Genomic DNA, 25,122 nt, shown 5'->3' with positions numbered 1-25,122 from the left:
TTCATTCTTTCGAATACTGTTTTTGTGGGATAAAAATAATATTATTGTTTAAACTCTTCCCGCATAAGTTGTAATAATTCATCCACATATATTCTGTTGTTCGACAAGCGAGGCACTTTATGTTGGCCGCCTAATTTGCCTTTGTTCCGCAACCATCCATTAAAAATATTTTTTTGAACAGCATGTACAATGGGCTTCCGTAAGGCAATATCTTTCTGGCGTTTGGCCTCGTAATCACTATTTAAAGATTTTAAAGCGCAATCCAATTCAAATGCAAAATGTTCCATATTTTGGGGCGGCCTTTCAAATTCTATCAGCCATTCATGTGCACCGTTTTGTTCATCGTTAAAATATACAGGGGCTGCAGTATATTCACTTATAATGCTATTTGTTTTTTGGGCAGCAATGGCTACGGCTTTATCAGTATTATCTACAATTAATTCTTCACCAAAGGCATTGATAAAATGTTTTAACCGCCCACTTACTTTTATTTTAAAAGGGAATATTGATGTAAACTGAATAGTATCGCCGGTGAGATAGCGCCATAAACCGCCATTGGTTGAAATAACCGGTGCATAGTTTTTTCCTATTTCTACCTGCTTCAATCCAATAGTAATGGGTGTTTGTTTTCCATATTCCTCAACAGGCATAAATTCATAAAAAATACCATAATCTAAAAACAGTAACATGCCTTCTTCCTGTGCATCGTTTTGTGCAGCAAAAAAACCTTCACTGGCATTATATAAATCTAAATAAAATATACTTTTCCCAATCAGCTTTTTAAATTGTTCCTGATAAGGAACAAAGGAAACACCACCATGCAAGTATAATTCTAAATTCGGCCAAACCTCACTCAAAGTATTTTTTCCGGTAATTTCAAGAATACGTTTAATCAGCAATAAAGTCCAGGTAGGCACTCCGGAAATAGAAGTTACATTTTCCTGAATAGTGGTTTGTGCCAAATATTCAATTTTACTTTCCCACTCATCCATTAATGCAATGGATAATTCGGGGGTGCGTATCCACGAAGCCCACATTGGCGTGTTTTGTAACAATACGGCACTTAAATCGCCATATTGAGCCTCATCATTAATAGGACTGATTTGATGACTTCCACCAATCACCAATCCCTTCCCCGTTAGTAAGTCGCTTTCCGGATTAAATTTATAATAAAGGCTAAGCACATCTTTCGCAGACTGGTAATGGCAATCCTGTAAACTTTCTTCTGTAATGGGAATAAATTTACTTTTATCGCTGGTAGTGCCGCTACTTTTGGCAAACCAATAAACCGGTGTATTCCATAATAAGTTTTGCTCGCCCTGCATCAGTCTTTCAATGTAAGGCTTTAAATCTTCATATTCGTTAATGGGTATCCGTTGTTTAAATTCTTTAATGGTGAATAAATTATTCATACCATATTTTCGGCCAAACTCCGTAAACTGCCCGTGGGTAACCAAATCTTGCAACACATCGCGCTGGGTAGCAATGGGATTTTGCATCCACTGTTCAATACGCCAGTTTCGCAACCGTGCAAATCTTGATATGGCAGGACTAAGCAGTTTCATTCAAATAGGGGTTGCAGCAATTTAAGTAAACAATTTTACAGTAAAAAGATTATTCTTCTATCGCTTCTGTAAAACCTTCAGTGGTTTGTTTCATGGCATTATCTCTTTCCATTTCAATAATCCAGTCTTTTCTGCGCAGTTCAAAGTTAGTACCGAGGTATAAACGGCGTACCTTTTCATCCTGCGCCAATTGTTCGGCTGTGCCATGTTTAAATATCTTCCCTTCAATCAGCAAATAGGCCCGGTCGCAAATAGACAGGGTTTCATTTACATTGTGATCGGTAATGAGGATGCCGATATTTTTATACTTTAATTTGGCTACTACTGTTTGAATATCTTCTACAGCAATGGGATCAACCCCTGCAAAGGGCTCATCTAATAATATGAATTTAGGATCAACAGCCAGTGCACGTGCTATTTCCGTACGTCTTCTTTCACCTCCGCTTAAACTATCGCCATTATTATGTCTTACATGATGTAAATTAAATTCATTGAGCAACTGTTCTAATTTTTCATGACGCTGTTTTTTAGAAAGATTCGTCATTTCCAAAACAGCCATTATATTATCTTGTACGGTTAATTTTCTAAATACACTGGCTTCTTGCGGCAGGTAACCAATACCCATTTGTGCCCTTTTATACATAGGTAATTTTGTAATATCGGCAGTATCTAAAAAAACACGTCCTTCATCGGGCTTAATTAAGCCCACTACCATGTAAAACGTTGTGGTTTTACCGGCGCCGTTGGGACCTAACAACCCAACAATTTCGCCTTGTTTTACATTTACGCTTACCTTGCTTACAACGGTTCTGCCCTTGTAACTTTTTACTAATGCTTCTGTATGTATGGTTAAACTCAATGAATAATATTTTTAGCAAAAATAGATGGAGAACATTGATATTATTGCGAATTTATTGATTTAGCGAAAGATTATGATAGAACTGCACATAAAAAATCCCGGCAGTGGTCAATTGCCGGGAAAAATTTATAACCGCCAATTGCCTTTTATTGATTGTGTGAACCGATATAGAAAGCACCGGCAGCCAATCCTAAATCTTTTAATAGCATGGTCATTGACATAGCTTTCATTTGAGGGTCAGTGGCATGCATCATTCCGGGCAAATGCAATAATATTACAAACAAAAACAGCATAAGCCCTAATAAATAGCAGGCTAAACGGGTTTGTTTGTTAATAATAATAGCAATAGCTGCCAGAATTAAAGCTGTACCTACCAGATATACCCAAAAAACTGCAACAGGCAAGTAACCGGGAACATACCCTGCCATTGCATCACCCATTCTAAAATGATTAATGCCAAATACGGCTATTACCAATGCAAATACAATACTGGAAATACGAGAAACCATGTTTTTGTTCATAGTTAGGAGTTTTGATTTAGGCTTTAAGGTAAAAATCATTTTTCATATTTGCAAGTGGCACAAAAAAAACACCTCGAAAAGAGGTGTTAGTGGTTATAAATTAATGGCTATTTAATTTTTATAATTTTTCTGGCCGCATTTGGGGGAATAATAAAACATCTTGTATAGAAGGCTGGTTGGTCATTAACATACACAACCTGTCAATACCAATTCCTATACCCGAAGTAGGAGGCATACCATATTCTAATGCACGTAAAAAATCATAATCAATATACATGGCTTCTTCATCGCCGCGTTGCATTAATTGCAGTTGCTCTTCAAAGCGTTCCCGCTGATCGATCGGATCGTTTAATTCGCTGTAAGCATTGGCAATTTCTTTTCCGTTCACCATCAATTCAAAACGTTCAACCAAACCGGCTTTACTGCGATGCTTTTTGGTAAGCGGGCTCATTTCAACCGGATAATCAATAATAAAAGCAGGTTGTATGTATTTGTGTTCGCTGGTAGCACCAAAAATTTCATCAATTAATTTTCCTTTTCCAATATTGCCTGGAACATCAATATGCAGTTGCTGACAAACTGCACGCAGGCCGGCTTCATCCATTTGGCTAATATCAATACCTGTATTTTCCTGAATGGCTTCAAAAATACTGATGCGTTTATAAGGCGCTTTGAAATTAATGATTGTTTCACCCACCTGCACTTCAGTGGTACCATGCAAAGCCAATGCAATTTTTTCCATGAGTTGTTCGGTTGTTTCCATCATCCAGAAATAATCTTTATAAGCAGTATACCATTCCAATACTGTAAACTCAGGATTGTGTGTTCTGTCCATCCCTTCATTTCTGAAGTTTCGGCTAAACTCATACACCCAATCGAATCCGCCAACAATTAATCTTTTTAAATATAATTCGTTTGCAATTCTTAAATACAATGGAATATCCAATGCATTGTGATGGGTAATGAAGGGCTTTGCAGCTGCACCACCGGGAATAGGCTGTAATACCGGCGTATCTACTTCCAATGCACCCTTTTCATTTAAAAATGTGCGGATGGTATTGATGAGTTGCGTACGCTGCACAAAATTTTCTTTTACAGAAGGATTAATGATTAAATCAACATACCGCTGGCGGTACCTGAATTCCGGATCGGTTACTTCATCATACACATTCCCTTCATCATCGCGCTTTACAACCGGAAGTGGTTTTAATGATTTAGTAAGCAGTGTAATGGTTTGTGTATGTAATGAGGTTTCACCGGTTTTTGTTATGAACACAAAACCGGTTGCACCAATAATATCACCAAGGTCTAAACCATGTTTAATTACATCATCCCAAAAGCTTTTGTCTTCACCGGGGCAAATATCATCGCGCTTTACATACAACTGAAAAATACCTTTGCTATCCTGAATTTTTATAAAGAAAACTTTTCCTTTATCGTTGATGCTCATGATTCGGCCGGCCACACAAACGTTTTGAAAATTATCTTTATTTTCCTCACTGAAGTTGACTTTAATATCAGATGAATAATGTGTAACGGGGTATAAGGCTGCAGGATAAGGTTCTATGCCTGCTGCTTTTAATTTTGCTAATTTTTCTCTGCGAATTAGCTCTTGTTCACTCAGTTGTACACTCATAACTTAGAAAATTAATGGCTGCAAAGATAAGTGCAAAGCAGCTATGCCATTCGCAGCGTTGCATTACTTTTTATTCAACCAGCACTTGTTTCAATGAAATCGTGTTTCAAAGGAAATAAATCTTTACAAATGCTATTCACAAAAAATGAGTGTTGGTAGCAGGCACCAATACAAACCATTGTTTATGGATACATTTAAACAGTTCGTCTGCTCCTTAATTTATCTGCCGCAAAAAAACCTCGATATCTCTGTATCATGTAATATTCGCATTTCTCCCGGCAATAAGCCCCCCAATGTTAAATGTCCAATTCTGTGGCGAATGAGCCGTAGGGTAGGAAATCCAACAGCAGCCGTCATTTTACGCACCTGTCTGTTTTTGCCTTCTTTCAAAATTATTTTAATCCAGGGTGCCGGAATATTTTTTCGAAATCGTATGGGTGGAAAACGATCGGGCACCTGTGGTGCAGTTACAAGCAGCTCAGCTTTGCAGGGTAAAGTTCGATATTGCTTGCCATCTACCTGAATATTTACACTATTTTGTAATTGAAAGATTGCGTCAGGTGTAATAGCGCCATCTACTTGTACCCAATATTCACGTTCATGCGCAAATGCAGGATCTAATAATTTCTTATTGATGCTGCTATCGTTGGTGAGCAGCAATAAGCCTTCACTATCAAAATCTAAACGACCAACAGGGTATACATTATCAGGAACCGAAAAAAAATCTTTCAAACATTTTTTATCATCCGTTGCTGTAAACTGCGATAATACCTGAAATGGTTTATAAATAATGAAATATTGATGAACAGTGTGTTTCATACAATTTGTAAAAGTTGTTTTTTAATGCAACATTTGTAATGTACATCCAATTTTTTATGTTTAAACTTGCACTATTTTTTTTGAATGGATGGTGTTGATTTTCTATTACAATAAAAATCCCGCAGAAGCGGGACTTTATATATGGATGGGTTAGTAAGTACGGGAATACAATTCCCACCACAATATTATAAAGAGTTTTTTCCAATACAAAAAAAATTGCAAACTATTTTATTCACATCTTTAAAAAAAATGTGAATAGCGGAGTACAGATCTTCAAAATTTTTGTTCTAAAAACTATAGCGCACTACTTTCAATTGTTTGCATTTAACTTTTTACAAATAGCTGTAATATCGATGAACAGTGCATTTCAAAAGAAACTGTTTTATAAATTTTGAATAACAAATTAAAAAATCGAAGCGTTTTTACATAAAAAACACAACGTTTATATTTATTCTGCAACAAAAAAATTTATAACAGCAAGCAGATTTAACTTTGCATTTTACACTCATAAATAGAATTATGAAATTTCCTACACCTGTAACCTTAACCTGGATGGCAACATTGATTGATGCTGAAGTTGTTGGCAATGCTGCTGTAACCCCCACCGGTATAAATGAAATTCATAAAGTTGAACAAGGTGATATTGTATTTGTAGATCATCCAAAATATTATGACACTTGTTTACAAAGTGCTGCCAGTGTTATAATTATTAATAGCAAAGCAGTACAAATACCGGAAGGAAAAGCATTGTTGTACACAGCCGATCCGTTTGAAGCGTACTTAAAAATTGTAGATTATTTTAAACCATTTACACCTTCAGAAAAAGCAATTAGTAGTTCAGCAAAAATTGGAGCAGGCAGTGTGGTAATGCCCAATTGTTATATTGGCAATCATGTTGTAATCGGTAAAAACACCATCATACATCCCAATGTTACCATTGGTGATGACTGTATTATTGGAGATCATGTTGTAATACAATCAGGCACCGTAATTGGCAGCGATGCTTTTTATTATAATACAAAAAAAAACAGACCTGTATGGTTTAAGCGCATGAAAAGTTGCGGGCATGTTGTAATTGAAGATTATGTGGAAATAGGCGCAGGTTGTACCATTGACAGAGGTGTAACTTCTGAAACTAGAATTGGTCGGGGTTCTGTTTTAGACAATCAGGTACATATTGGGCATGATACCCTTGTTGGCAAAAATTGTTTGTTTGCTGCACAAGTAGGAATTGCAGGCGCTGTGGTAATTGAAGATGGGGTTACTTTATGGGGGCAGGTAGGTGTAAGCAAAACTTTAACCATTGGCGAAAATGCTGTTGTACTAGCACAGGGCGGAGTACCGAGCGATTTAGAAGGTAATAAAGTGTATTGGGGTACCCCCACACAGGAGGCCGCAGTTAAAAGAAGAGAATTGGTTTGGATAAAAAGAATTCCGGAGTTATGGAAAAAAGTAATGGATACACCATCATAATCCATACTTAGCTTTTAACTCACCACATATTCTTTCAATGGCTGCATCAATGGGTGTGTATTCAAAATTTACAGCATAGGTAAGAAAGCGGAGATTATCGTATGTAACTTTTGTTAATGCAGTTTTAGCCGTTTCTTTTGTAATCAGCGGTTCTTGTTTCGTAAAAAATGCTTTTGCTGCTTCTATTCGCCAAACTATTTCTGCTAAAAAAGGAGTTACTTTTCTATGTGGTGGTTTTACAGCAAAGTGATGGGCAATGCTTGTTAAAATTTCTTTGTAACTTTTATTTTCACTACTAATTATAAAACGTTCTTTGTTGCAAGTACCACGCATGCAAATGAGCATGGATCTTACTACATCTTTTACATCTACAAAACCGCTGGTGCCCTCTGTATACCAGGAATAACCATGGTATACTTTTTTAAATAATTCTGTAGAGCCGGTATTCCAATCGCCTGCCCCCAATATCATGGAAGGATTTAAAATTACGGCATTCAACCCTTCGCCGATTCCGCGCCATACCTCCATTTCGCCTAAGTATTTTGTTCTGCCATATTCACTGTTACTGGTGGCCATGCTCCATTTCATTCTTTCAGAAACAGGTCTGCCTTCCCGCATTCTACCCAGCGCAGCTACTGAACTAACATGAATTAATTTTTTTATGTTTTTTTCTAAGCAAACATTCACCACATTAGCGGTACCTTCTACATTTACTTTGTACAACAACTTTTTCTTGGCCGGATTAAAAGAAACAAGTCCTGCACAATGGTAAACCTGTTCCACATTTTCCATAGCAGCAGATAACGCTTCCACATCTAATATATCGCACTTTACCCATTCTAATTTATTGGCCAGATGAGGGGGCATGTTGTTGTGATAGATTGCTTTTACGGAAAAATCTCTTCGCAGTAACTCCTCAATTAAATGAGTGCCCAATAAACCTGAACCTCCGGTTACTAAAATCATAGCAGTTTTTATTAATTACAATTTAAACACAATTGAACGAACAGGGAAAGTACAAAAAATTTATTTCCCCCAATAAATTTCAGAAAGAATAATTGATAATAAAGTTAAAGAGCGAAAGATTTGCCTTGTTATACACATATTTTGGGTTATTGTAGGTATCGCCATATCCTTTTTTGTAGGTGTACAAAAACTCAGCATCAAACCCTGCTAATTGCTTATTGAACTGATACCTCAGGTCAAGATTCAATTGGCCGTAAGATGGCATGCCATATTTATTCATGGCAGTATTTTTTACATCGGGTAGGGCAAAATATTCCAATTGGCCTTCCAGCAGCAATTGTTTAGCCATTGCATTCCATTTTACATTCCACATCACAGCATTCAAATTGCCGTTGCCTTCATTTCTTTCGCGATATATAAAAGTATAAAAGGGTTCAATACCCCATTCTCGGGGATTGAGAAAACAACCATTATCTGTAATACGGGTATAATTCAAAGTGGTTTCACATCGTTTATTTTTCAATCCCACTCTCCCTGAAAGAACATAGGCTACATTGCCTTTCTGCATATAGGTTTTATCTTGATTTTGATTACCGCCATCATGAACCGAATACCGGTAAAGAAAACAGGCTTTTGCTGAATTGTTTCAGGCATGTAGTTGAATTCGGCAAGCGAAGTATTGAATATATTTTCAACAAACTGCTCCCAAAGTTTAATACTTACATTTTTATTGAAATGATGCGTAATGCCGAATAAACCAATACCGGCTCCGGAAAGATTACCCCTGTAATTACCTACTGTTCCATCTGGATTAATGCCTTGTGCATACCAACCTATTGAATTGGGAACAAAAAACCATTGTATGGTGCTGCGCGGCAAAATGTTGTATAACCAGCCCCCTCCCCTTCCCAAATTGTTTTGTTACGGTTATATTTCAAATACAAGCCATCTTCAAAAATTGGGCGCATACGGCCGTCTTGCGGATTAATAAATGGAGTATGCAGCAATTATTTTCCCAATATAGCTTGAAAATTTTTGTGCTGATACTTTAAATAAAAATATTCTAACTTATCCAGATTATTGGTTTGCGAAGGATTTTATATGTTGAATAATCCAATTTCATAACGATTGGGGGAGCCAGTAATAGAATCGGGTTTTGCAAGATTGGAGGAACACAGATTAAAAGTATAAAAACCACCCAGGCCGAATTTAAAATGATGGAATGACGCCGTTTGATATTTGATACCGCCACCAAAAGCATTGGCATAATAATCAGATAATTGCCCCTCGTTGATGGCCGAAATAAAAAAGTATCGGAAACGCCCTTCAATACTGCCTTTCCGAAAAGAGCGTGCAATAAAGTGGTTGTATCGTTTTGTTTTGGCTCTTCCCTATGCTCATCGTCGGCCAATGAAGTATCTGCCGTTTGTGCTGTTGCGTCAACTGCCGTAAATTGTGCGAATAGCAACCATAAAATTGCATACAATTTTTTTGCATAACAAAATTATTCTCTTTACTGCAAGCAAATATTTAAAAGCCGGCTTTGATATAACTCCAGCCATCTTGTTGGCGGATAACCAGTTCGGCTATACCTGCGGCTACTGTTTGCATGCCGGGGATGAGTTGTGTTGCTGAAATATGATTGGCATGCAACATATTTTCACACACTTTAATTACAACACCCTGTTCCATTAATTGCAAAATAGCCTCTCGATTAGGATTGTTATCATTCAAACAAAAAGCGCTGCTACCGCCATGGCAAACCATTGCTATTGTAACTTTACCCGGCAAAGCATGCAATAAATTATTTATTTGTCCAATAATACTTTTATACACCCTTGGTTCATCAGAAGTTAATTGAATAATAGCTTTGTAAGGTTTCATACCAAATAAATTTGCAAATGTTATTCCTAAACGGCATACCATTTACGTAATGTTGAGAGATTATTTATCTATGCCTTCTAACCTTTGCTGGAGCTGTTGCAATTGCTGCTCTATCTGCATTAATTTATGAATGATAAGAATGTGTGTATGTACCGCATCAATACCTACCACACTATCTTTACTGGTAATGGACTGTTTAATTTTTTCGTAAGCAGCCATATCAATATTGTTAATATTTATTTCCATACAGTAATTTTTATTGTTTAAATACGCACTGAATACTTGTTTTAATGCGTTTGAATACACTGTTTTTTGGAGCGGGCGGATAGCCAAGCTTTGTTAATTGTTGTTTAATTTCATCGGTTTGTAAACCAATGCCGGTAATGGTAACCATGCCGGTTGCCTGGTTCACAGAAACATGCTGTACGCCCGGCATGGAGCCAATATTTTTTTCGATGGCAGCTACACAGCCGCCACATTTTATGTTCTGTACCTGAATATCAGCAGAGGTTAACATATCAATTTATTTTAAAGCACTCAAATTAATTCAACATTAGTACTGTTTAAGGTTGCATTTTAGTTGGCTTTGCCGAACGCTTTTGAAACATTCCAAAAACAAGCGCACCCAACATGGCAAAATACAGCGTACTATTTATCGGTTTTGAGGTAATTAAGCAGGTGCCGGTTGCACAACCTATAAAGTAATAGTACAAATAGCCTGCAACACCACCGGTAATTGCACCGGCTATGTATAATTTATTTTTGATGATCCACTTCTTCATAAGTAACTTCTTCTGTTGCTGCCTGATGATTGATTGTTTTGCGTTGATAAGTGTTGGTACTGCAGCCACCAACACCGCAACAGCCTATATTCGCCAAAGCCATGTACGCTACTATTCCCCCGAATATACCCAGTAACCAATCGTGCGACAAAAAGGCCTGCGTAATGGCAAAACCTGCAATAGCAAGACGTATAATCCGCATCAGGTTCCAGCCGTATTTCAATTGATTTAACATTTTTTTAAATTTAAAATGTATTTATAATTTTTTCTCCAACATAAACCAGGCACCGCCATTGTATACTTCAATACCGGCAGCAGATAACACAGATTTAGCCATGCCGCTTCTGGCACCACTACGGCAGCAGGTAATTACCGGCTTATTTTTTTTCTTCAGTTCGGCTGTTTTTAATTTGATTTGATCAACCGGAATATTAATAGCCCCGCGAATATGGCCTGTTTTAAATTCTGCAGGTGTTCTAACATCAATAATAATAGCACCACGGTTTTGTAATTCCCGATAATCTACTTCTTTACCTGAAAATAATTTTTTAAGAAATGAAAGCATAACTGATTTTTTAGTTTAACATAAATTGCATATCCAACAATCCACCACCGTTGTATACTTCGTTGATTCCGGATTGTTTTAACATTGACATGGCCATACCACTACGTGCCCCACTGCGGCAATAAACCACAATTGGTTTTGGCAACTTTTTAAATTCTTCTAAACGGTTCTGGACTTCATCTAATGGAATGTTGATTGCACCGGGCACATGGCCGCCTTGAAACTCCATTACCGTGCGTACATCTACAATACTTGTTGCTGAATTGTTTACGATTTCTTTTAATGTTGACATATGTTTTATTTTTCCGTATTTATTTGGTTTTACAATAAAGTGCTTGGGCATACATAATCGGTAACAGGAAACTTACCGCTTTCTTTAATAGCAGTAAAGCCGCCTTTTACATCAATTAAATTATCAAAACCTCTTGCCCGCAAAATAGAATTAAAAATCATGGAGCGGTAACCACCGGCACAATGCACATAGTATGTTTTATTTTTATTAATCAAGCTCATGCTGTCATTTATAAAATCGAGCGGTGCATTTTCGGCATCTACTACATGTTCGCTTAAATATTCACTGTTTTTGCGTACATCTAAAATAGCCACTTCTTCTTGTTCCATTTTTGCGGCCAGCTCTTCAGGTGTTATGGATAGAATGATATCTACTTCTTTACCTGCTTCTTTCCAAGCCTGAAAACTCCCTTTCAGGTAACCAATGGTATAATCATAACCCACCCGGGCCAATCGGGTAATTACTTCTTCCTCTCTACCTTCATCTGTTACCAATAAAATTTCCTGTTTAATATCGGGAATCATGGCACCCACCCAAGGCGCAAAATTTCCATCAATACCAATATTAATAGCATTGGGAATAAAGCCTTGCGCAAATACCTGAGGGTCGCGGGTATCTAAAATAATGGCACCTGTTTCGTTGGCTGCAGCTTCAAAAGCATTGGGAGAAAAAGCATGTTGTCCGCGTTCCAGCACCTTATCAATACTTTCATAGCCTTGAATATTCAACATTACATTCAAAGGAAAATATGCAGGTGGTGGAACCAATCCGTTTGTTACTTCTTTAATAAATTCAGCCTCCGTCATATCTGCACGCAGTGCATAATTGGTTTGCTTTTGATGGCCGAGTGTATCGGTTGTTTCTTTACTCATATTTTTTCCACAGGCACTACCTGCACCATGTGCAGGATATACAATTACATCATCCGGTAATGTCATTATTTTGTTACGAAGTGAATGAAATAAATGCGCCGCTAATTTATTCTGTGTTAAATCAGCTACTACTTTTTGAGCCAAATCGGGCCTTCCCACATCGCCAATAAACAAGGTATCGCCACTAAATAACGCGGTTGGCTTGCCGTTTTCATCTTTCAACAAATAACAGGTACTTTCCATGGTATGTCCGGGTGTATGCAATACCTGAATGGTTACTTTACCCACTTTTAATTCTTCACCATCTTTTGCTGCATAAAAATCAAATGCCGGTTTAGCATTGGGGCCATACACAATGGGAGCACCTGTTTTTTTAGATAAATCAAGATGCCCGGATACAAAATCGGCATGAAAATGCGTTTCTAACACATATTTTATGATAGCACCATTTCTTTCTGCTTTTTGAATATAGGGTTCTACCTCACGAAGCGGATCAATGATCACCGCTTCGCCATCACTTTCAACATAATATGCGCCCTGTGCTAAGCAACCGGTATAAATTTGTTCAACTACCATAAGCATATTTTTAAAAAATTAAAATTAATAAAACGATTCAGTATGAATAGTGACTCATATCACAAAACAATATTTTATTAATGCAACCACAATTCTTTAACAATAATATAAATACCCATTACCAATACAAACCATCCAAAGCCTTTTTTCAATTTATCTCCATGAATTTTTTTACTTAACCATCCACCTACGAAGATACCGCCAATAGCGATGATCGTAACAATTGTCAACAGCTTCCAATCCATTTCAAAATGGCCTAAATCACCGGTAAAACCAATTAATGAATTGAGTGCAATGATAAACAAGGAAGTACCTACTGCCTCTTTCATTGGCAAGCCCACCAACAATACCAGTGTAGGTATTAATAAAAATCCACCACCAGCGCCTAACAAACCGGTAATAAAACCGATACCAATACCATAAACCAACAATTTGGGGATATTAATTTTTTTATCGGGTATTACATCAGTTATTTCTTTTTTGTTGCCATTGCGCATCATTGACAAAGATGCCACTACCATTAAAATAGCAAAAAGCACCATTGTCATAATATTTTCTGTAATTACAAAAGAGCCTATGGTAGCTATTTTTTTGGGTATGGCAGGAATAAAAAACTTTCTTGTTAAAACCACAGTAGCAATAGAGGATATACCAAATAACAAACCGGTTTTAATACGCACCAATCCTCTTCTGTAACTGTTATAAGCACCCACCAAACTGGTAGAGCCTACCACAAATAAAGAATAAGAGGTTGCCAAAAGCGGGCTTACACTAAATAAATATACCATAACCGGTACCGTTAGTATTGAGCCGCCGCCACCTATTAAACCGAGCGATATACCTATTAAAGCCGATGCCAAATAACCAAAAATAAACTGCATGGATAAAAATTTATTTGTAAAAATGGCTTTTATTACTGCATTGTAAAGTGACATGAATCACAGACAACACAGCCATTGAAATTTTAACGAAATTTATATTAAAAAAATAAAAATTCAATTTTCATACTTTAGAAAGTAGCCGCTAAAAAGAGTCTGCTTAGAAAATTGAACGCAGGCTCTTGTATGGGGGTTATAATAAATTTAGGCAGTACCCGGTAATATTTTGTGCCAATATAACCAGGGCAAGATTTTCGTTTTCAATATCCACATACTCCAACGCTCCTTACTCTGATCAAATGGGAATGTTTCCATAGGCTGATTGTTGTAATCAAATTCAGCCAATACCAGTTTGCCATATCCTGTAATTAATGGACAAGAGGTATAACCTGTGTAGCTGGCAGTTAAAGACTGCCCCTGCATCAGCGCTAATAAATTTTGCACTAATACCGGTGCTTGTTTTCGAATAGCAGCGCCTGTACGTGAGGTGGGTAAACTGGAAGCATCACCTAAAGAAAAAATATTGGCATAACGCACATGCTGTAATGTATTCTTATCCACATCTACCCAACCTGCAGCATTGGCCAATGGGCTATTTCGTACAAAATCGGGTGCGCTTTGTGGTGGGGTTACATGCATCATATCAAAATCAACCCAATATTCCTGATCCTTATTATTTTCGCCAAAGCTCACAAATTTTGCTTTTTTGTTGGGGCCATCTATTTCATCTAACCGCACAAAAAACTGTGTTTTTATATTACCCCGGGCTATCACTTTTTTCAAAGTATTTTCATACTTATCAACTCCAAATAAACGGGTACCACCGCTCCAATATTCAACCTGCGTTTTATTGAGCAAATCATGTTTTCTGAAATAATCTGTTGCCAGAAACATAATTTTCATGGGCGCACCACCACACTTCACCGGTGTATTGGGATTGGTAAAAATGGCTTTACCGCCTTTAAAATTTTGAATACATTCCCAGGTATAATTTACTGATTGGAAACTGTAATTAGAGCAAACTCCATTTTTACCTAATGTTTCAGGCAATCCTTTAATAGCACTCCAGTTAATTTGAATACCGGGTGCCACCACCAAATATTCATAACCCACTTCAGTACCATCATCTAACGATACCTTATTGACGTTGGGTAAAAAGCCGGTTACTTTTTTTTGAATCCAATGTACCGATTTAGGCATTACCGATGCTTCAGAGCGAACGGTATCTGCCACATTAAATGCACCACCGCCTACTAATGTCCAGGCAGGCTGATAATAATGTTTATCGGCAGCATCTATAATGGCAATATCTAATTGCTTATTCTTAAGCAATAATTTACCGGCAACGGAAATACCTGCATTTCCGCCACCAATAATTACAATTTGATGTTGTACTGGCATAGCAATCTTATTTTTTGTTGAAAATAATGTACTACAAGATACAGGTATGTGACTAAAATCACATAACAAATGTTTTTTATTAGTATATTAATCCTATAGATTAAGTATGAAAAATCAGTTGCTATTTAATAACTATTCTCCTCTAATTTCACTTTCCCCTTAAATGTCCAGAATACAAAACCGGTATATAGAGCAATGATTGGCACTCCAATGGCTGCAATAATAAGCATAATGGTGAGTGATCGGGGAGAAGATGCCGCATTATGCACTGTTAATGAATACAGTGGATTGATAGTAGAACGTACAATATTGGGATACAAATTCATGGCAAAAGTAATAAGCAGCAATGCAACGGTTAGTGCAGAAGAAAAGAAACCAACTAAATATTTACCACTTTCTAACAAACGCCTTGTATTAATGGTATTAAATACGGTTACTACCGGCACAGCAATTAAAAAAGGATACCTTTTAATGGTATTAGCCATGTGCGGATAATACACCAAAGTAACAATGGTTAACAACATATAAAACACTACAAATACCCTGCTGGTATCATGCACCATTAATGAAAGCTTGGTGTACAAACGCTTTTCAGTTTTCATGACTAAATAAATAGAACCATGCATGGCAAATAACGACAAAGTAGTAGCACCCGTTAACAAGGCATATGGATTTAATAATTGCAGAAAAGTACCGGTATATTCAAAATGTTCATTAATGGGCAATCCAATGATTAAATTACCCAACACCACACCCAATAAAAAACCTATCAGACTGCTGGAAACAAAATAGAGAATATCCCATAATTTACGCCACCACAACATAGGTTCTTTACTTCTAAACTCAATGGAGATAGCCCTTAAAATTAACAATACCAGAAACAAAATAAAGGGTATATAGAAAGCCGAAAATATAGTAGCATATACATCCGGGTAACCCGCAAACAAAGCACCACCGCCAATTACTAACCAAACCTCATTACCCCCCCAAACAGGACCAATAGCATTTAAGGCAATACGGCGGCTTTCCTCTTTTTTAAACAATAAATGAATGGCACCAGCACCCAAATCAAAACCATCTAAAATAGCATAACCGGTAAATACAGCGCCTACAATGGCAAACCACCAGGTAGACAATTCTATTCCTAAAAAAGTTTCCATATTAATGTATTAAAGGGTCATCAAGTTTTGTTGTTGAAGGCATAGCATCGGTTATTTCACCATCATTTTCATCTAATCCGTGCTGAATTTTTTTATTCAACAAATAAATAAATAAGGCAAACAACAACAGGTACAATAAAGTAAACAGAATTAAAGAAAACCATACTTCATTTTCTTTAACAGATTTAGATAAAGCATCACTGGTGCGTAACAAACCATAAACTACCCAGGGCTGGCGGCCAACTTCAGCAGAATACCAGCCCAACTGATTGGCTATTTCAGGCAGCAGTACTGAGAAAGCAAAAACAAGCATGAGCCATTTCTTTTCAAACAATTTTTTGCGCCAAAATAAAAATGCTGCATATAAGGTTAATGCTATAAGCAATAAACCAATAGCCACCATAAAGTGGTAGGTTTGAAAAACAAAGTTTACGGCCGTAGGCCTGTCTTCCGGTTTAAAATAACGCAGGCCCTTTACCGGTGTTGAAAAATTGCCATCAATTAAATAAGACAAACCACCCGGAATTTTAATACCGGTTACCTGTTCTTTTTTTATGTTTACATAACCTATAAGATACATATCGGCGGCAGCCAAACTATCATAATGCCCTTCAAATGCGGCTAATTTAGCCGGTTGGTTAACGGCCACCCCTTTGGCAGACCGATCGCCAATAAATAATTGGAGTAAAGCCGATACCGTTGCTATTGCCAATGCTACTTTAAATGCTCTTTTTGATATTTCAACATGTTTGTTTTTATAAATGTAATAAGCATGTACACTCAACACTAAAAAAGAACCTGCTAAAAATGCACCCACCCAAACATGCAACAAGCGATCAACCGATGAAGGATTAAACACCATAGCCCAAAAGTCGGTAACCTCTGCCCGCACAGCTAAACCATGCCCTACCAAATGATAGCCGGCAGGTGTTTGTTGCCAGGAGTTAGCCACTACAATCCATACCGCCGAAAACATAGAGCCTAGAGTAACCATTACTGCTGAGAAGAAATGCATTTTTGGAGATACTTTGTTCCATCCAAACAACAGTACACCCAAAAAGCCAGACTCTAATGCAAAAGCAAAAATGCCTTCTGCAGCCAAGGCACTCCCAAAAATATCGCCCACGAAACGTGAATAAGTTGCCCAGTTGGTACCAAATTCAAATTCCATTACAATACCGGTTGCCACACCAATTCCAAATATCAATGCAAATATTTTTATCCAAAAACGGGAAAGCTTTGCATATAAAGGATTTTTTGTATTCAGAAACAAGCCTTCCAATCCTACAATCACTACACCCAATCCAATACTCAGGGGCGGATAGATGTAATGAAAAGCAATAGTAAAAGCAAATTGTATGCGGGAAAGCAATTCTAAATCCATAAAAATATATTTTTATACTTGTTTTGTTACTGTGCCCAACCAATAAAAGAGGTGCAGGTTTTATAGAAATTTTAAAATTACCAATAGCTATTGCATGTATTGTGACAATTATTACACTACCACGTTTTCCTTGGCTAAAAGTATATGATTTTAATCATAAATGCAACTAACAACCGTCATATAATACACTAAATGCCCCATGTACTTTTACAGTACCAAATGAAACAGTAAACACATTAAAAAATTGTTATGAAAAAGATTGTAATATTAGGCGCAGGCACCGCAGGTACCATGATGGCCAACCACCTAAAACATGAATTAAAGCACGACGAATGGGATATTATCATTATAGATGAACGCAAAGAACACCATTACCAGCCCGGCTATTTGTTTTTACCTTTTGATATTTATGCACCGGAAGATATTATTAAATCCATCACCGAATTTATTCCCAAAGGTGTACACTTCATCAACAAACGGATTGAAAAAATAGAACCTACCACTAATACCATAGCATTAACCGATGGCGATACTATTACTTATGATATTTTAATTATTTCCACCGGTGCCAAAATTGCACCGGAAGAAACCGAGGGCATGAAAGGTACTGAATGGCATCAGTCTGTATTTGACTTTTACACTTTTGAAGGTGCATTGGCTTTGCGCAATAAACTAAGAGACTGGAAAGGTGGCCGTTTAGTTGTACACATTACCGAAATGCCCATTAAATGCCCGGTTGCACCCTTAGAATTTGCTTTTCTGGCCGACTCGTATTTGAAACATAAAAACATGCGTGATAAAGTACAAATTACTTTTGTTACGCCATTGAGTGGTGCCTTTACCAAACCCAAAAGTACCGAAGCTTTAGAACACCTGTTACAGGAAAAACACATTGATATTGTTAGTGATTTTGCTATACAGGAAGTAGACAATGCCAACAAAAAAATAATTGATTACAGCGGCAAGGAAGTACCCTTTGACCTGCTGGTGACTGTGCCCACCAATAAAGGGGATGAATTAATGGCACGTTCAGGGTTAGGGGATGATTTGAATTATGTGCCCACCAACCGCACTACGCTGCAATCTAAAAATTATGTAAATATTTTTGTAATTGGCGATGCATCAAACATACCAGCATCCAAAGCAGGTTCGGTAGCCCACTTTGAAGCAGAAATACTCACCGAAAATATTCTTCGCTATATGAAAGGAGAACCTTTAAAAGAAGAATTTGACGGGCATGCCAACTGCTTTATTGAAACCGGTAACGGCAAGGCATTGCTGATTGATTTTAACTATACCCACGAACCTGTTGAAGGCAGCTTCCCCTTCCCCGGCGTTGGACCATTAAGACTTTTAAAAGAAAGCAGAATGAACCACATGGGCAAATTAGCTTTCAGATGGATTTACTGGAACATGCTGCTGAAAGGAACCCATATACCTTTTGTTTCTGCCACTATGCAGGAAGCAGGCAAATACTTTGATTAATTCATTCACCATAAAAAACAAACACAATGGAAACACAATTAGCCAACACAACAGTTGATGTAAACGAAGAAGGTTACTTAACCAATTTTGCACAATGGACTCCCGCCGTTGCAGAAGCCATTGCAAAAGATTTGAATATTACTTTAACCTCCAGGCATTGGGATGTGATTACCTATTTACAGAATGAATACAAAAATGATAGTCCGTTAAGCATTCGTAAAATTGGCAAAAGCGGTGTAGTAGACATTAAGGAATTTTACCAGCTATTTCCGAATGCCCCTTTAAAAGCTGCTACCAAAATTGCCGGTATACCCAAACCTGCTAGTTGTATTTAACCCTTTAAATTGAACAAATATGAACGAGTTTAATGGCGAAGTAAGAAAGATGATGATTATACTTTCTAAAGCCACCCTTGAAAATGTGTATGCCGCCTTTGTGTTAGCCAATGGTGCCCGTATGGAAGGCATAGAAGCAGAAATGTTTTTTACTTTTTTTGGTTTAGAAGCCATTCACAAAGGCAAATTAGAACATTTACATACTGCCACTGTTGGAAACCCGGCCCTGCACATGCCTACCCTATTAGGCGGATTACCCGGCGTGGAAGCATTGGCCACCAGTATGATGAAAAAGGAAATGGAAAAAATTGATATGCCCGATGTATTAGAATTTCTTGATATTCTAAAAGCCTCCGGCGTTAAGCTTTGGGCTTGTAAATTAGCCATGGAAATGTTTCATTACAAAAAAGAAGACATGTACGATGATTTAGATGGCGTTATTACCGTTGGCGATTTTTACAAGCAAGGCTCCGGCTTAGGCACCCACATGCTTTTTGTATAACTAGTTGGCAAGCAATCTTTAATGATACTGACCGATTATTTCTATAATCGGTCAGTTTTTTATATCGCAACTAAAAGCCAACTTCCTATTTTCTTCCATTTCCAAATACCTCATCTTAAGGCAGCCTGCTAAGTAAAAGTGTATAAGTTTATAAATACCCTTTATCTTTCAAATAAGCAACCCATTTTTGATATCCCCCACCGGTAGCGGTTAAGTGCAACCCATCGGCGGTATATTTTGCATTGAGCCTTCCCTTTTCATCAGTAAACAAATCATGAATATTGATAAAAGGTACTTTTAATTGTGCCGCCATTTTTTGAATGAGTTGATTGGTATGCACAATATGGCTTTGTTTATCATAATGCTGGGGAAAGTTAACTACATCGGGATTTACAGGCATAATACTTTCCACATACACTTTTGCATCCGAGCTTCCTGCTTGTATGCGCCGCACAATTTTACCAATGTTATCGGCAATAACGGCATCGGGAATATCTTTCCCAATATCATTAATACCAATTAGTAAAAACACTTTTGAAGGTTGGCGGGCAATTACATCCTCTAACCGCTTTAAAACGCCATAAGTAATATCGCCACCAATACCCCTGTTAATCACCGTTGAATCATTTAACAGTATTTCCCAGTTACCCATTTCGGTAATGCTATTACCCAAAAACATGATTTTGCCTTTTACAATAGGCTCTTTTGCAAATGCAGCCATACGAACGGCATAATGTTCGGGTATAAAGCCCGTAGTATCAAACAAATGCTGGTTGGTTACTTGTGCCTGCATTCCCAATGGCCATAGCATACATCCAAATATAAAATACCTCAGCGCTTTCATGTGTTGTTGTTTTTAAGTGGTTAAACTGAATATATTTACCCTAATGCCTATTATGCAAACAGTTACCTGCAATGCTGATGTATTGCATGGTTGTGTTGAATATAAAATCAGGGAAAATGGGCAGTATAATGAATGAGTATATTTCCGATTACCGCTGTGTGAATATACAACGCTGAAAAGACGAAAACAAATATTTTTTTAGTTTATATTTTGAAATAAGCCGGACTCAAGATTCTGTTGGTTTATGAAGTTCTTTAGTCTTTGGGTGTTGGGTATTAGATATTCACAGCAATGGAATGCCGTTATCACATGTTTACCCGTATTATTTACACCTGACTTTCTTAACAACAAAGCCCACAGTGGATTTTACACAAAGGGCAGAGAGAGATGGGTGGCTGGTCTTTAGGTAGTTGGTCTTTGGGTGTTAGTGATATTCATTCGTGTCTATCCGCGTCATTTGTGGCTACTTATCATTTTGAGGTGTGTACTACAAAGCATTCTTTGTGAGCTTTTGAAATTTAAACTACCGGTTGGTGGGGGCACCAACCGGAATTAATTGGTGATTAAGTGATTGGTTATGCGAGTCCATTTGTGGCTACAAACCATTTTGTAGTTTAAATTACTGTGCATTCTTTGTGAGCTTTGCAAATTCGCCATCTGCCTTAATGGTTACCTCATCACTAATCATTGCCGATGGGTATTTGGTACCAATATTAAAATCGGTACGATTAATGGTACCGGTAAGTTTAAAACCCGCATCGTCTTTTTTTGTCATAGGGTTCACAATGGTACCACGATACACCAAATTCATGGTAACGGGATTAGTGATACCATGCATGGTTAGGTTGCCGGTTAATTTATAATGGTTATTGCCAACAGGTTGAATGGCGGTACTTTTAAAAGTAATTACAGGAAATTTAGCCACATCAAAAAAGTTGGGACTTTTCAGGTCGTTATCACGCATTTCTACTTCAGTATTAATAGATGCGGCCTCGGCAGTTAAACTAAATACAGCATCACTAAAATCGGGTTTGGAAGCCTGTATGGTTACATCAAAATTTTTCAATAATCCATCTACATCCGATACCATTAAATGGGTAACGGTAAAAGTGAGTTTAGAATGTGCTTTATCATTCTTCCAGGTTGTTTGAGCAAAGGCAGCCGATTGTAATAAAAGCAACGCTGCTACGAACATTTTTTTCATTGTTTAATTGGTTTGGTTTTATGAATATGCTTATAAGAATGAATTGTTACAGCTACACTTGTATTTCAAAAAAAATAAAAGTAGTTGTTACAATTACAACCCTGCAAAACTACCCCAACCATAGTTTGGGTACAATGACAAAAAGCAATAAAAAACGTTGATTTGAATCAAGATAAGCAACAATGCAGGCAAATTTATTTTGGCTGTTGTAAGCGCTTACGTACCCTACTTAATGTTTCGGGTGTAATGCCCAAATAAGCAGCAATCATGTGTTGTGGCACTCTGTTTGGTAATGTAGGGTATTGTTGCAATAAATGTTGATAGCGTTCATCTACGGTTAAATGCGGAATAGCACTTAAACGCTTTTGTAAGGCTACATAAGCATTCGTAATTACTTGCAGCATAAAAGTTTGATAGTTGGGGCATTGCTGCAGCAGCAAATCGTTAGCGGCTTTAGACATTAATACCAGTTCTGAATCTTCAATGGCTTCAATATTATACAACGCAGTTTCACCCGATAAATAACTATATAAATCGGCAATAAACCATCCTTCCATTGCAAATTGTACAATGTGTTCATTACCATTATTATGAATAGTGTAGGAGCGTAATAAACCTTTTTCAACAAACGCAGTGTATTTACAAATATCTCCTTCTTGCAAGAAATAGTGTTTTTTTCGTATTTTTTTATGCACTATGTGTTTTTGAATTAAATCTACTTCTGTTTCCGTAAGTTTTATTTTTGAGTTGATGTGCTGAATGAAGGTATTGCTCATAAAAGTGTTTAATACAACGATGTACTGATTTCAAAAAAAGAAATCAAAGATTGCCATCTGCAAATTAATTCAATCTAACAAAACTACTCAATCCATTACTTCAAAATGAAGCATCACTTTTGATAACAAATGAGGATATTGTTGTTAAAGCATTATTCAATTAATAGTCTGCTGCATTCATCTAAAAAAAATTCCGGATGGGTATTTTTGAAGTACACCATCCGGAAATTAATGAGCTAAATAACAATGTTAATTATTCTGCTTTCCAGGTATTATTAGCGTTGTTAAAGTCGGGTATTTTGTTGTTTGGATCAATCACCACTTTGGTAATTTTATCGGTAGATGGGTATCTGAATTTCCAGGTAGCACCATGCTGCCAAATTTCAACTGGCAAATGAACGGTACCGGTTTTACCATTGGCTTCTGTAATTGCCACAGTAACCGGCATGGGCAACTGACCTAAATTTTCAATGGTAATAATACTGCCATCAGCGGGGTTATTATCGTTATATGCAACGCCTTTCACCGCCTGGTCAATACGCCAGCTATGCATAAACCAACCCCGCCAAAACCAATCTAAAGTTTCGCCGGTATAGTTTTCAATGCAATGGAAAAAATCCCAGGGTGTAGGATGTTTAAATGCCCATTGGTGTACATAATAACTAAAGGCACTATCAAAACGGCCGGGGCCTAAAATTTCTTCGCGCAGCAATTTTAAACCCATACCCGGTTTATAATAAGCATAAATACCCAGGTTTTGGGGTTGTACCACATCGGGAATAGTAAAAATACTTTCGGTACTATCTCTAAACACATAACGGGCAGCCATGTGAAGGTTATCCATTCGGTGATTTAAAAATTCGCCGTTATTAAAATGCGCATCGGCCATAGTATTGATGAAGGTATTAAAGCCCTCATCCATCCAGGGAAATTTACGTTCATTACTTCCTACAATCATCGGGAACCAGTTGTGACCAAATTCATGTGAGGTAACATTCCATAAACTGGGGCCTGTAGCACGATAACCACAAAATACTATGCCCGGATATTCCATTCCACCCACAATACCGGCTACGTTGGTAGCAGTAGGGTATGTAAATTCAAATAAATATTTTGAATAATATTCAATAGCGCCTTTTACAAATTCGGTAGAGCGTTTCCAGCTACTATCGCCATTACTTTCAACCGGATATACACTCATGGCCAGCGATTTTTTGCCACTGGGCAGGTTAATGCGGGCAGCATCCCAAATAAAGGATCTGGAGGCAGCCCAGGCCACATCACGCGTATTCAGGCATTTAAACTTCCAGGTAAGCATTTTCTTAAACGGACGGCTGACCGGGTCGGTTACTTCGGCAGCAGAACGCAACATAACCGTTTTATCACTTTGTGCCGCTTCTTTCCAGCGTTTTAATTCAGCAGTAGTTAACACCTCCTGTGGGTTCATTAACTCTCCCGAACCTACTACAATGAAATTGCCAGGTACAGTAACATGGTATTCAATATTGCCATATTCCAAATAAAACTCACCCTGGCCTAAATAAGGCAATGTATTCCATCCATATACATTATCGTACACACACATACGGGGGTACCATTGTGCTATTTCATAAATCCAGCCATTTTTGGTATTGAGCCTACCCATACGGTCGGTACCATATTCGGGGATTTTAAAGCTGTAATTAATTTTTATCTGAATTTTTCCGCCTTGTGCTTTCAACAATTTGGTCAGTTTAATCTGCATACGGGTATCATTAATAAGGTAGTTGGCTTTTTCGGTTTTACCATCGGTTATTACTGCAACCGATTCAATATTGTAACCACCATTAAAATTATTGCGGTTGGCCCAGCGACCACCGCTTACCGCAGTAGTAGCTACCCCACGTGAAGATAGGCTGTAGATGTTCTGATCTAATTGCAACCATAAAAACGACAAGTTTTGCGGGCTATTGTTGGTGTAAGAAATGAGCACAGCACCTTTAATGCTTTGTGCAAGGGTATCGATGCTGACATTGATGTTATAATCGGCGCGGTTTTGCCAGTATTCCGGGCCGGGGGTACCATCTGCCGCTCTTACTTTATCGCCGAAGGCTGGATAAAACATAGGGGCAAAGGCCTCGTGTTGGTTGTAGTTGCCGGTAGTTTGTGCATACGAGCCGGTTAAGATGGCCAGTAATGCACCTAAAGAAATCCATTTCTTCATGTGCTTGGTTTTAATGTGATTGATGAATGTAGTATTCTAAAAAAAGAGCATCTAAGATAAGCATGGCAGGGTTGTATTGAAAAAAATTATGGATGATTGGTCTGTGTTTTAGATAAAAATTAAGGTATTTTTAAAAAAAC

Annotated in this window: 29 protein-coding genes; 4 read left to right on the top strand and 25 right to left on the bottom strand. The window is 37.5% G+C overall.

The features are described 5' to 3' along the window. Positions 1–41 precede the first annotated feature (41 nt). The 5 genes from AC3QLY_RS05945 to AC3QLY_RS05925 all read right to left on the bottom strand — a co-directional run bounded on the left by AC3QLY_RS05945 (position 42) and on the right by AC3QLY_RS05925 (position 5,400). Positions 42–1,565, bottom strand: a complete 1,524-nt coding sequence (locus tag AC3QLY_RS05945; protein ID WP_075051508.1) for a GH3 auxin-responsive promoter family protein — start codon at positions 1,563–1,565, stop codon at positions 42–44. Between the two features lie 49 nt (positions 1,566–1,614). Continuing rightward, on the bottom strand, positions 1,615–2,424 hold the full coding sequence (lptB, locus tag AC3QLY_RS05940) for an LPS export ABC transporter ATP-binding protein (protein WP_074420760.1): 810 nt from the start codon (positions 2,422–2,424) through the stop codon (positions 1,615–1,617). 146 nt (positions 2,425–2,570) lie between these two features. Beyond that, entirely contained in the window at positions 2,571–2,945 is a 375-nt protein-coding gene (locus AC3QLY_RS05935; protein ID WP_218330961.1) for a DoxX-related protein, read from the bottom strand. A 118-nt stretch (positions 2,946–3,063) separates the two neighbouring features. Continuing rightward, positions 3,064–4,581 (bottom strand): lysine--tRNA ligase, encoded by a 1,518-nt coding sequence (gene lysS / locus AC3QLY_RS05930; protein ID WP_218330962.1) that lies wholly within the window; start codon positions 4,579–4,581, stop codon positions 3,064–3,066. A 219-nt stretch (positions 4,582–4,800) separates the two neighbouring features. Further along, positions 4,801–5,400 carry a pseudouridine synthase gene (locus tag AC3QLY_RS05925; protein WP_074420762.1) on the bottom strand — a complete coding sequence of 200 codons (600 nt, stop codon included), beginning with the start codon at positions 5,398–5,400 and terminating at the stop codon, positions 4,801–4,803. Between the two features lie 519 nt (positions 5,401–5,919). On the opposite strand from AC3QLY_RS05925, the gene AC3QLY_RS05920 reads away from it, so the two are divergent. After that, entirely contained in the window at positions 5,920–6,873 is a 954-nt protein-coding gene (locus AC3QLY_RS05920; protein WP_074420763.1) for a UDP-3-O-(3-hydroxymyristoyl)glucosamine N-acyltransferase, read from the top strand. Here the strand turns inward: AC3QLY_RS05920 and AC3QLY_RS05915 are convergent. The 16 genes from AC3QLY_RS05915 to AC3QLY_RS05840 all read right to left on the bottom strand — a co-directional run bounded on the left by AC3QLY_RS05915 (position 6,868) and on the right by AC3QLY_RS05840 (position 17,633). Next, entirely contained in the window at positions 6,868–7,839 is a 972-nt protein-coding gene (locus AC3QLY_RS05915) for an NAD-dependent epimerase/dehydratase family protein (RefSeq protein WP_074420764.1), read from the bottom strand. The genes AC3QLY_RS05920 and AC3QLY_RS05915 overlap by 6 nt on opposite strands. 79 nt (positions 7,840–7,918) lie before the next feature. After that, complete coding sequence (locus AC3QLY_RS05910; protein ID WP_074420765.1) at positions 7,919–8,407, bottom strand: hypothetical protein; 489 nt, start codon at positions 8,405–8,407, stop codon at positions 7,919–7,921. Then, positions 8,389–8,751: a hypothetical protein gene (locus AC3QLY_RS05905; protein WP_074420766.1), complete on the bottom strand. Its 363-nt coding sequence runs from the start codon at positions 8,749–8,751 to the stop codon at positions 8,389–8,391. The genes AC3QLY_RS05910 and AC3QLY_RS05905 overlap by 19 nt, the downstream gene beginning before the upstream one ends. 151 nt (positions 8,752–8,902) lie before the next feature. Continuing rightward, complete coding sequence (locus AC3QLY_RS05900) at positions 8,903–9,325, bottom strand: hypothetical protein (RefSeq protein ID WP_143439525.1); 423 nt, start codon at positions 9,323–9,325, stop codon at positions 8,903–8,905. Positions 9,326–9,369: 44 nt separating this feature from the next. Then, a complete protein-coding gene (locus AC3QLY_RS05895; protein WP_074420768.1) occupies positions 9,370–9,723 on the bottom strand; it encodes a DsrE family protein in 354 nt (117 codons plus the stop codon). A gap of 60 nt (positions 9,724–9,783) precedes the next feature. Continuing rightward, positions 9,784–9,969 carry a hypothetical protein gene (locus AC3QLY_RS05890; protein WP_074420769.1) on the bottom strand — a complete coding sequence of 62 codons (186 nt, stop codon included), beginning with the start codon at positions 9,967–9,969 and terminating at the stop codon, positions 9,784–9,786. Between the two features lie 10 nt (positions 9,970–9,979). Further along, the gene (locus AC3QLY_RS05885) at positions 9,980–10,240 is read right to left on the bottom strand and encodes a heavy-metal-associated domain-containing protein (protein WP_074420770.1); all 261 of its coding nucleotides are present in this window, start codon (positions 10,238–10,240) and stop codon (positions 9,980–9,982) included. A 46-nt stretch (positions 10,241–10,286) separates the two neighbouring features. Further along, on the bottom strand, positions 10,287–10,505 hold the full coding sequence (locus AC3QLY_RS05880; RefSeq protein ID WP_074420771.1) for a hypothetical protein: 219 nt from the start codon (positions 10,503–10,505) through the stop codon (positions 10,287–10,289). Further along, positions 10,480–10,740 carry a hypothetical protein gene (locus AC3QLY_RS05875; protein WP_074420772.1) on the bottom strand — a complete coding sequence of 87 codons (261 nt, stop codon included), beginning with the start codon at positions 10,738–10,740 and terminating at the stop codon, positions 10,480–10,482. Before AC3QLY_RS05875 ends, AC3QLY_RS05880 begins: the two co-directional genes overlap by 26 nt. A 21-nt stretch (positions 10,741–10,761) precedes the next feature. Further along, complete coding sequence (locus AC3QLY_RS05870; protein ID WP_074420773.1) at positions 10,762–11,070, bottom strand: rhodanese-like domain-containing protein; 309 nt, start codon at positions 11,068–11,070, stop codon at positions 10,762–10,764. Positions 11,071–11,080: 10 nt separating this feature from the next. Further along, on the bottom strand, positions 11,081–11,362 hold the full coding sequence (locus AC3QLY_RS05865) for a rhodanese-like domain-containing protein (protein ID WP_074420774.1): 282 nt from the start codon (positions 11,360–11,362) through the stop codon (positions 11,081–11,083). Positions 11,363–11,391: 29 nt separating this feature from the next. After that, positions 11,392–12,810: an MBL fold metallo-hydrolase gene (locus tag AC3QLY_RS05860; RefSeq protein ID WP_074418262.1), complete on the bottom strand. Its 1,419-nt coding sequence runs from the start codon at positions 12,808–12,810 to the stop codon at positions 11,392–11,394. 77 nt (positions 12,811–12,887) lie between these two features. Next, on the bottom strand, positions 12,888–13,691 hold the full coding sequence (locus tag AC3QLY_RS05855; RefSeq protein WP_074418261.1) for a sulfite exporter TauE/SafE family protein: 804 nt from the start codon (positions 13,689–13,691) through the stop codon (positions 12,888–12,890). Between the two features lie 201 nt (positions 13,692–13,892). Beyond that, the gene (locus AC3QLY_RS05850; RefSeq protein WP_074420775.1) at positions 13,893–15,089 is read right to left on the bottom strand and encodes an NAD(P)/FAD-dependent oxidoreductase; all 1,197 of its coding nucleotides are present in this window, start codon (positions 15,087–15,089) and stop codon (positions 13,893–13,895) included. Positions 15,090–15,214: 125 nt separating this feature from the next. After that, positions 15,215–16,249: a cytochrome d ubiquinol oxidase subunit II gene (gene cydB, locus AC3QLY_RS05845; protein ID WP_074418259.1), complete on the bottom strand. Its 1,035-nt coding sequence runs from the start codon at positions 16,247–16,249 to the stop codon at positions 15,215–15,217. A 1-nt stretch (position 16,250) separates the two neighbouring features. Further along, positions 16,251–17,633: a cytochrome ubiquinol oxidase subunit I gene (locus tag AC3QLY_RS05840; RefSeq protein ID WP_074420776.1), complete on the bottom strand. Its 1,383-nt coding sequence runs from the start codon at positions 17,631–17,633 to the stop codon at positions 16,251–16,253. Between the two features lie 249 nt (positions 17,634–17,882). Between AC3QLY_RS05840 and sqr the strand changes: the two genes are divergently transcribed. From sqr to AC3QLY_RS05825, 3 genes are read left to right on the top strand one after another with little or no spacing between them, the layout of a single operon-like run. Continuing rightward, entirely contained in the window at positions 17,883–19,118 is a 1,236-nt protein-coding gene (gene sqr, locus AC3QLY_RS05835) for a type III sulfide quinone reductase, selenoprotein subtype (protein WP_074420777.1), read from the top strand. A 26-nt stretch (positions 19,119–19,144) separates the two neighbouring features. Continuing rightward, positions 19,145–19,453: a TusE/DsrC/DsvC family sulfur relay protein gene (locus AC3QLY_RS05830; RefSeq protein WP_074420778.1), complete on the top strand. Its 309-nt coding sequence runs from the start codon at positions 19,145–19,147 to the stop codon at positions 19,451–19,453. Positions 19,454–19,472: 19 nt separating this feature from the next. After that, entirely contained in the window at positions 19,473–19,955 is a 483-nt protein-coding gene (locus AC3QLY_RS05825) for a DsrE/DsrF/DrsH-like family protein (protein WP_074420779.1), read from the top strand. Between the two features lie 148 nt (positions 19,956–20,103). On the opposite strand, the gene AC3QLY_RS05820 is transcribed toward AC3QLY_RS05825, so the two are convergent. The 4 genes from AC3QLY_RS05820 to AC3QLY_RS05805 form a co-directional block, all read right to left on the bottom strand. Continuing rightward, positions 20,104–20,799: a GDSL-type esterase/lipase family protein gene (locus AC3QLY_RS05820; RefSeq protein ID WP_288096896.1), complete on the bottom strand. Its 696-nt coding sequence runs from the start codon at positions 20,797–20,799 to the stop codon at positions 20,104–20,106. Between the two features lie 619 nt (positions 20,800–21,418). After that, positions 21,419–22,003 carry a YceI family protein gene (locus tag AC3QLY_RS05815; protein WP_218330963.1) on the bottom strand — a complete coding sequence of 195 codons (585 nt, stop codon included), beginning with the start codon at positions 22,001–22,003 and terminating at the stop codon, positions 21,419–21,421. Positions 22,004–22,197: 194 nt separating this feature from the next. Then, positions 22,198–22,779 (bottom strand): Crp/Fnr family transcriptional regulator, encoded by a 582-nt coding sequence (locus AC3QLY_RS05810; protein ID WP_218330964.1) that lies wholly within the window; start codon positions 22,777–22,779, stop codon positions 22,198–22,200. Positions 22,780–23,032: 253 nt separating this feature from the next. Next, complete coding sequence (locus tag AC3QLY_RS05805) at positions 23,033–24,982, bottom strand: M1 family metallopeptidase (protein WP_492990925.1); 1,950 nt, start codon at positions 24,980–24,982, stop codon at positions 23,033–23,035. Positions 24,983–25,122 lie beyond the last annotated feature (140 nt).

Source organism: Hydrotalea sp. GW822-HT8A01, from assembly GCF_058798575.1.
This window is presented reverse-complemented; position numbering and strand designations above follow the sequence as displayed.

Bases quoted from the DNA above. Each gene is read 5' to 3' on its own strand.
- AC3QLY_RS05945 (WP_075051508.1), bottom strand. From the start codon at position 1,565: ATGAAACTGCTTAGTCCTGCCATATCAAGATTTGCACGGTTGCGAAAC.
- AC3QLY_RS05935 (WP_218330961.1), bottom strand. From the start codon at position 2,945: ATGAACAAAAACATGGTTTCTCGTATTTCCAGTATTGTATTTGCATTG.
- lysS (WP_218330962.1), bottom strand. From the start codon at position 4,581: ATGAGTGTACAACTGAGTGAACAAGAGCTAATTCGCAGAGAAAAATTA.
- AC3QLY_RS05925 (WP_074420762.1), bottom strand. From the start codon at position 5,400: ATGAAACACACTGTTCATCAATATTTCATTATTTATAAACCATTTCAG.
- AC3QLY_RS05920 (WP_074420763.1), top strand. From the start codon at position 5,920: ATGAAATTTCCTACACCTGTAACCTTAACCTGGATGGCAACATTGATT.
- AC3QLY_RS05915 (WP_074420764.1), bottom strand. From the start codon at position 7,839: ATGATTTTAGTAACCGGAGGTTCAGGTTTATTGGGCACTCATTTAATT.
- AC3QLY_RS05910 (WP_074420765.1), bottom strand. From the start codon at position 8,407: ATGCAGAAAGGCAATGTAGCCTATGTTCTTTCAGGGAGAGTGGGATTG.
- AC3QLY_RS05895 (WP_074420768.1), bottom strand. From the start codon at position 9,723: ATGAAACCTTACAAAGCTATTATTCAATTAACTTCTGATGAACCAAGG.
- AC3QLY_RS05890 (WP_074420769.1), bottom strand. From the start codon at position 9,969: ATGGAAATAAATATTAACAATATTGATATGGCTGCTTACGAAAAAATT.
- AC3QLY_RS05885 (WP_074420770.1), bottom strand. From the start codon at position 10,240: ATGTTAACCTCTGCTGATATTCAGGTACAGAACATAAAATGTGGCGGC.
- AC3QLY_RS05880 (WP_074420771.1), bottom strand. From the start codon at position 10,505: ATGAAGAAGTGGATCATCAAAAATAAATTATACATAGCCGGTGCAATT.
- AC3QLY_RS05875 (WP_074420772.1), bottom strand. From the start codon at position 10,740: ATGTTAAATCAATTGAAATACGGCTGGAACCTGATGCGGATTATACGT.
- AC3QLY_RS05870 (WP_074420773.1), bottom strand. From the start codon at position 11,070: ATGCTTTCATTTCTTAAAAAATTATTTTCAGGTAAAGAAGTAGATTAT.
- AC3QLY_RS05865 (WP_074420774.1), bottom strand. From the start codon at position 11,362: ATGTCAACATTAAAAGAAATCGTAAACAATTCAGCAACAAGTATTGTA.
- AC3QLY_RS05860 (WP_074418262.1), bottom strand. From the start codon at position 12,810: ATGGTAGTTGAACAAATTTATACCGGTTGCTTAGCACAGGGCGCATAT.
- AC3QLY_RS05855 (WP_074418261.1), bottom strand. From the start codon at position 13,691: ATGCAGTTTATTTTTGGTTATTTGGCATCGGCTTTAATAGGTATATCG.
- AC3QLY_RS05850 (WP_074420775.1), bottom strand. From the start codon at position 15,089: ATGCCAGTACAACATCAAATTGTAATTATTGGTGGCGGAAATGCAGGT.
- cydB (WP_074418259.1), bottom strand. From the start codon at position 16,249: ATGGAAACTTTTTTAGGAATAGAATTGTCTACCTGGTGGTTTGCCATT.
- AC3QLY_RS05840 (WP_074420776.1), bottom strand. From the start codon at position 17,633: ATGGATTTAGAATTGCTTTCCCGCATACAATTTGCTTTTACTATTGCT.
- sqr (WP_074420777.1), top strand. From the start codon at position 17,883: ATGAAAAAGATTGTAATATTAGGCGCAGGCACCGCAGGTACCATGATG.
- AC3QLY_RS05830 (WP_074420778.1), top strand. From the start codon at position 19,145: ATGGAAACACAATTAGCCAACACAACAGTTGATGTAAACGAAGAAGGT.
- AC3QLY_RS05825 (WP_074420779.1), top strand. From the start codon at position 19,473: ATGAACGAGTTTAATGGCGAAGTAAGAAAGATGATGATTATACTTTCT.
- AC3QLY_RS05820 (WP_288096896.1), bottom strand. From the start codon at position 20,799: ATGAAAGCGCTGAGGTATTTTATATTTGGATGTATGCTATGGCCATTG.
- AC3QLY_RS05815 (WP_218330963.1), bottom strand. From the start codon at position 22,003: ATGAAAAAAATGTTCGTAGCAGCGTTGCTTTTATTACAATCGGCTGCC.
- AC3QLY_RS05810 (WP_218330964.1), bottom strand. From the start codon at position 22,779: ATGAGCAATACCTTCATTCAGCACATCAACTCAAAAATAAAACTTACG.
- AC3QLY_RS05805 (WP_492990925.1), bottom strand. From the start codon at position 24,982: ATGAAGAAATGGATTTCTTTAGGTGCATTACTGGCCATCTTAACCGGC.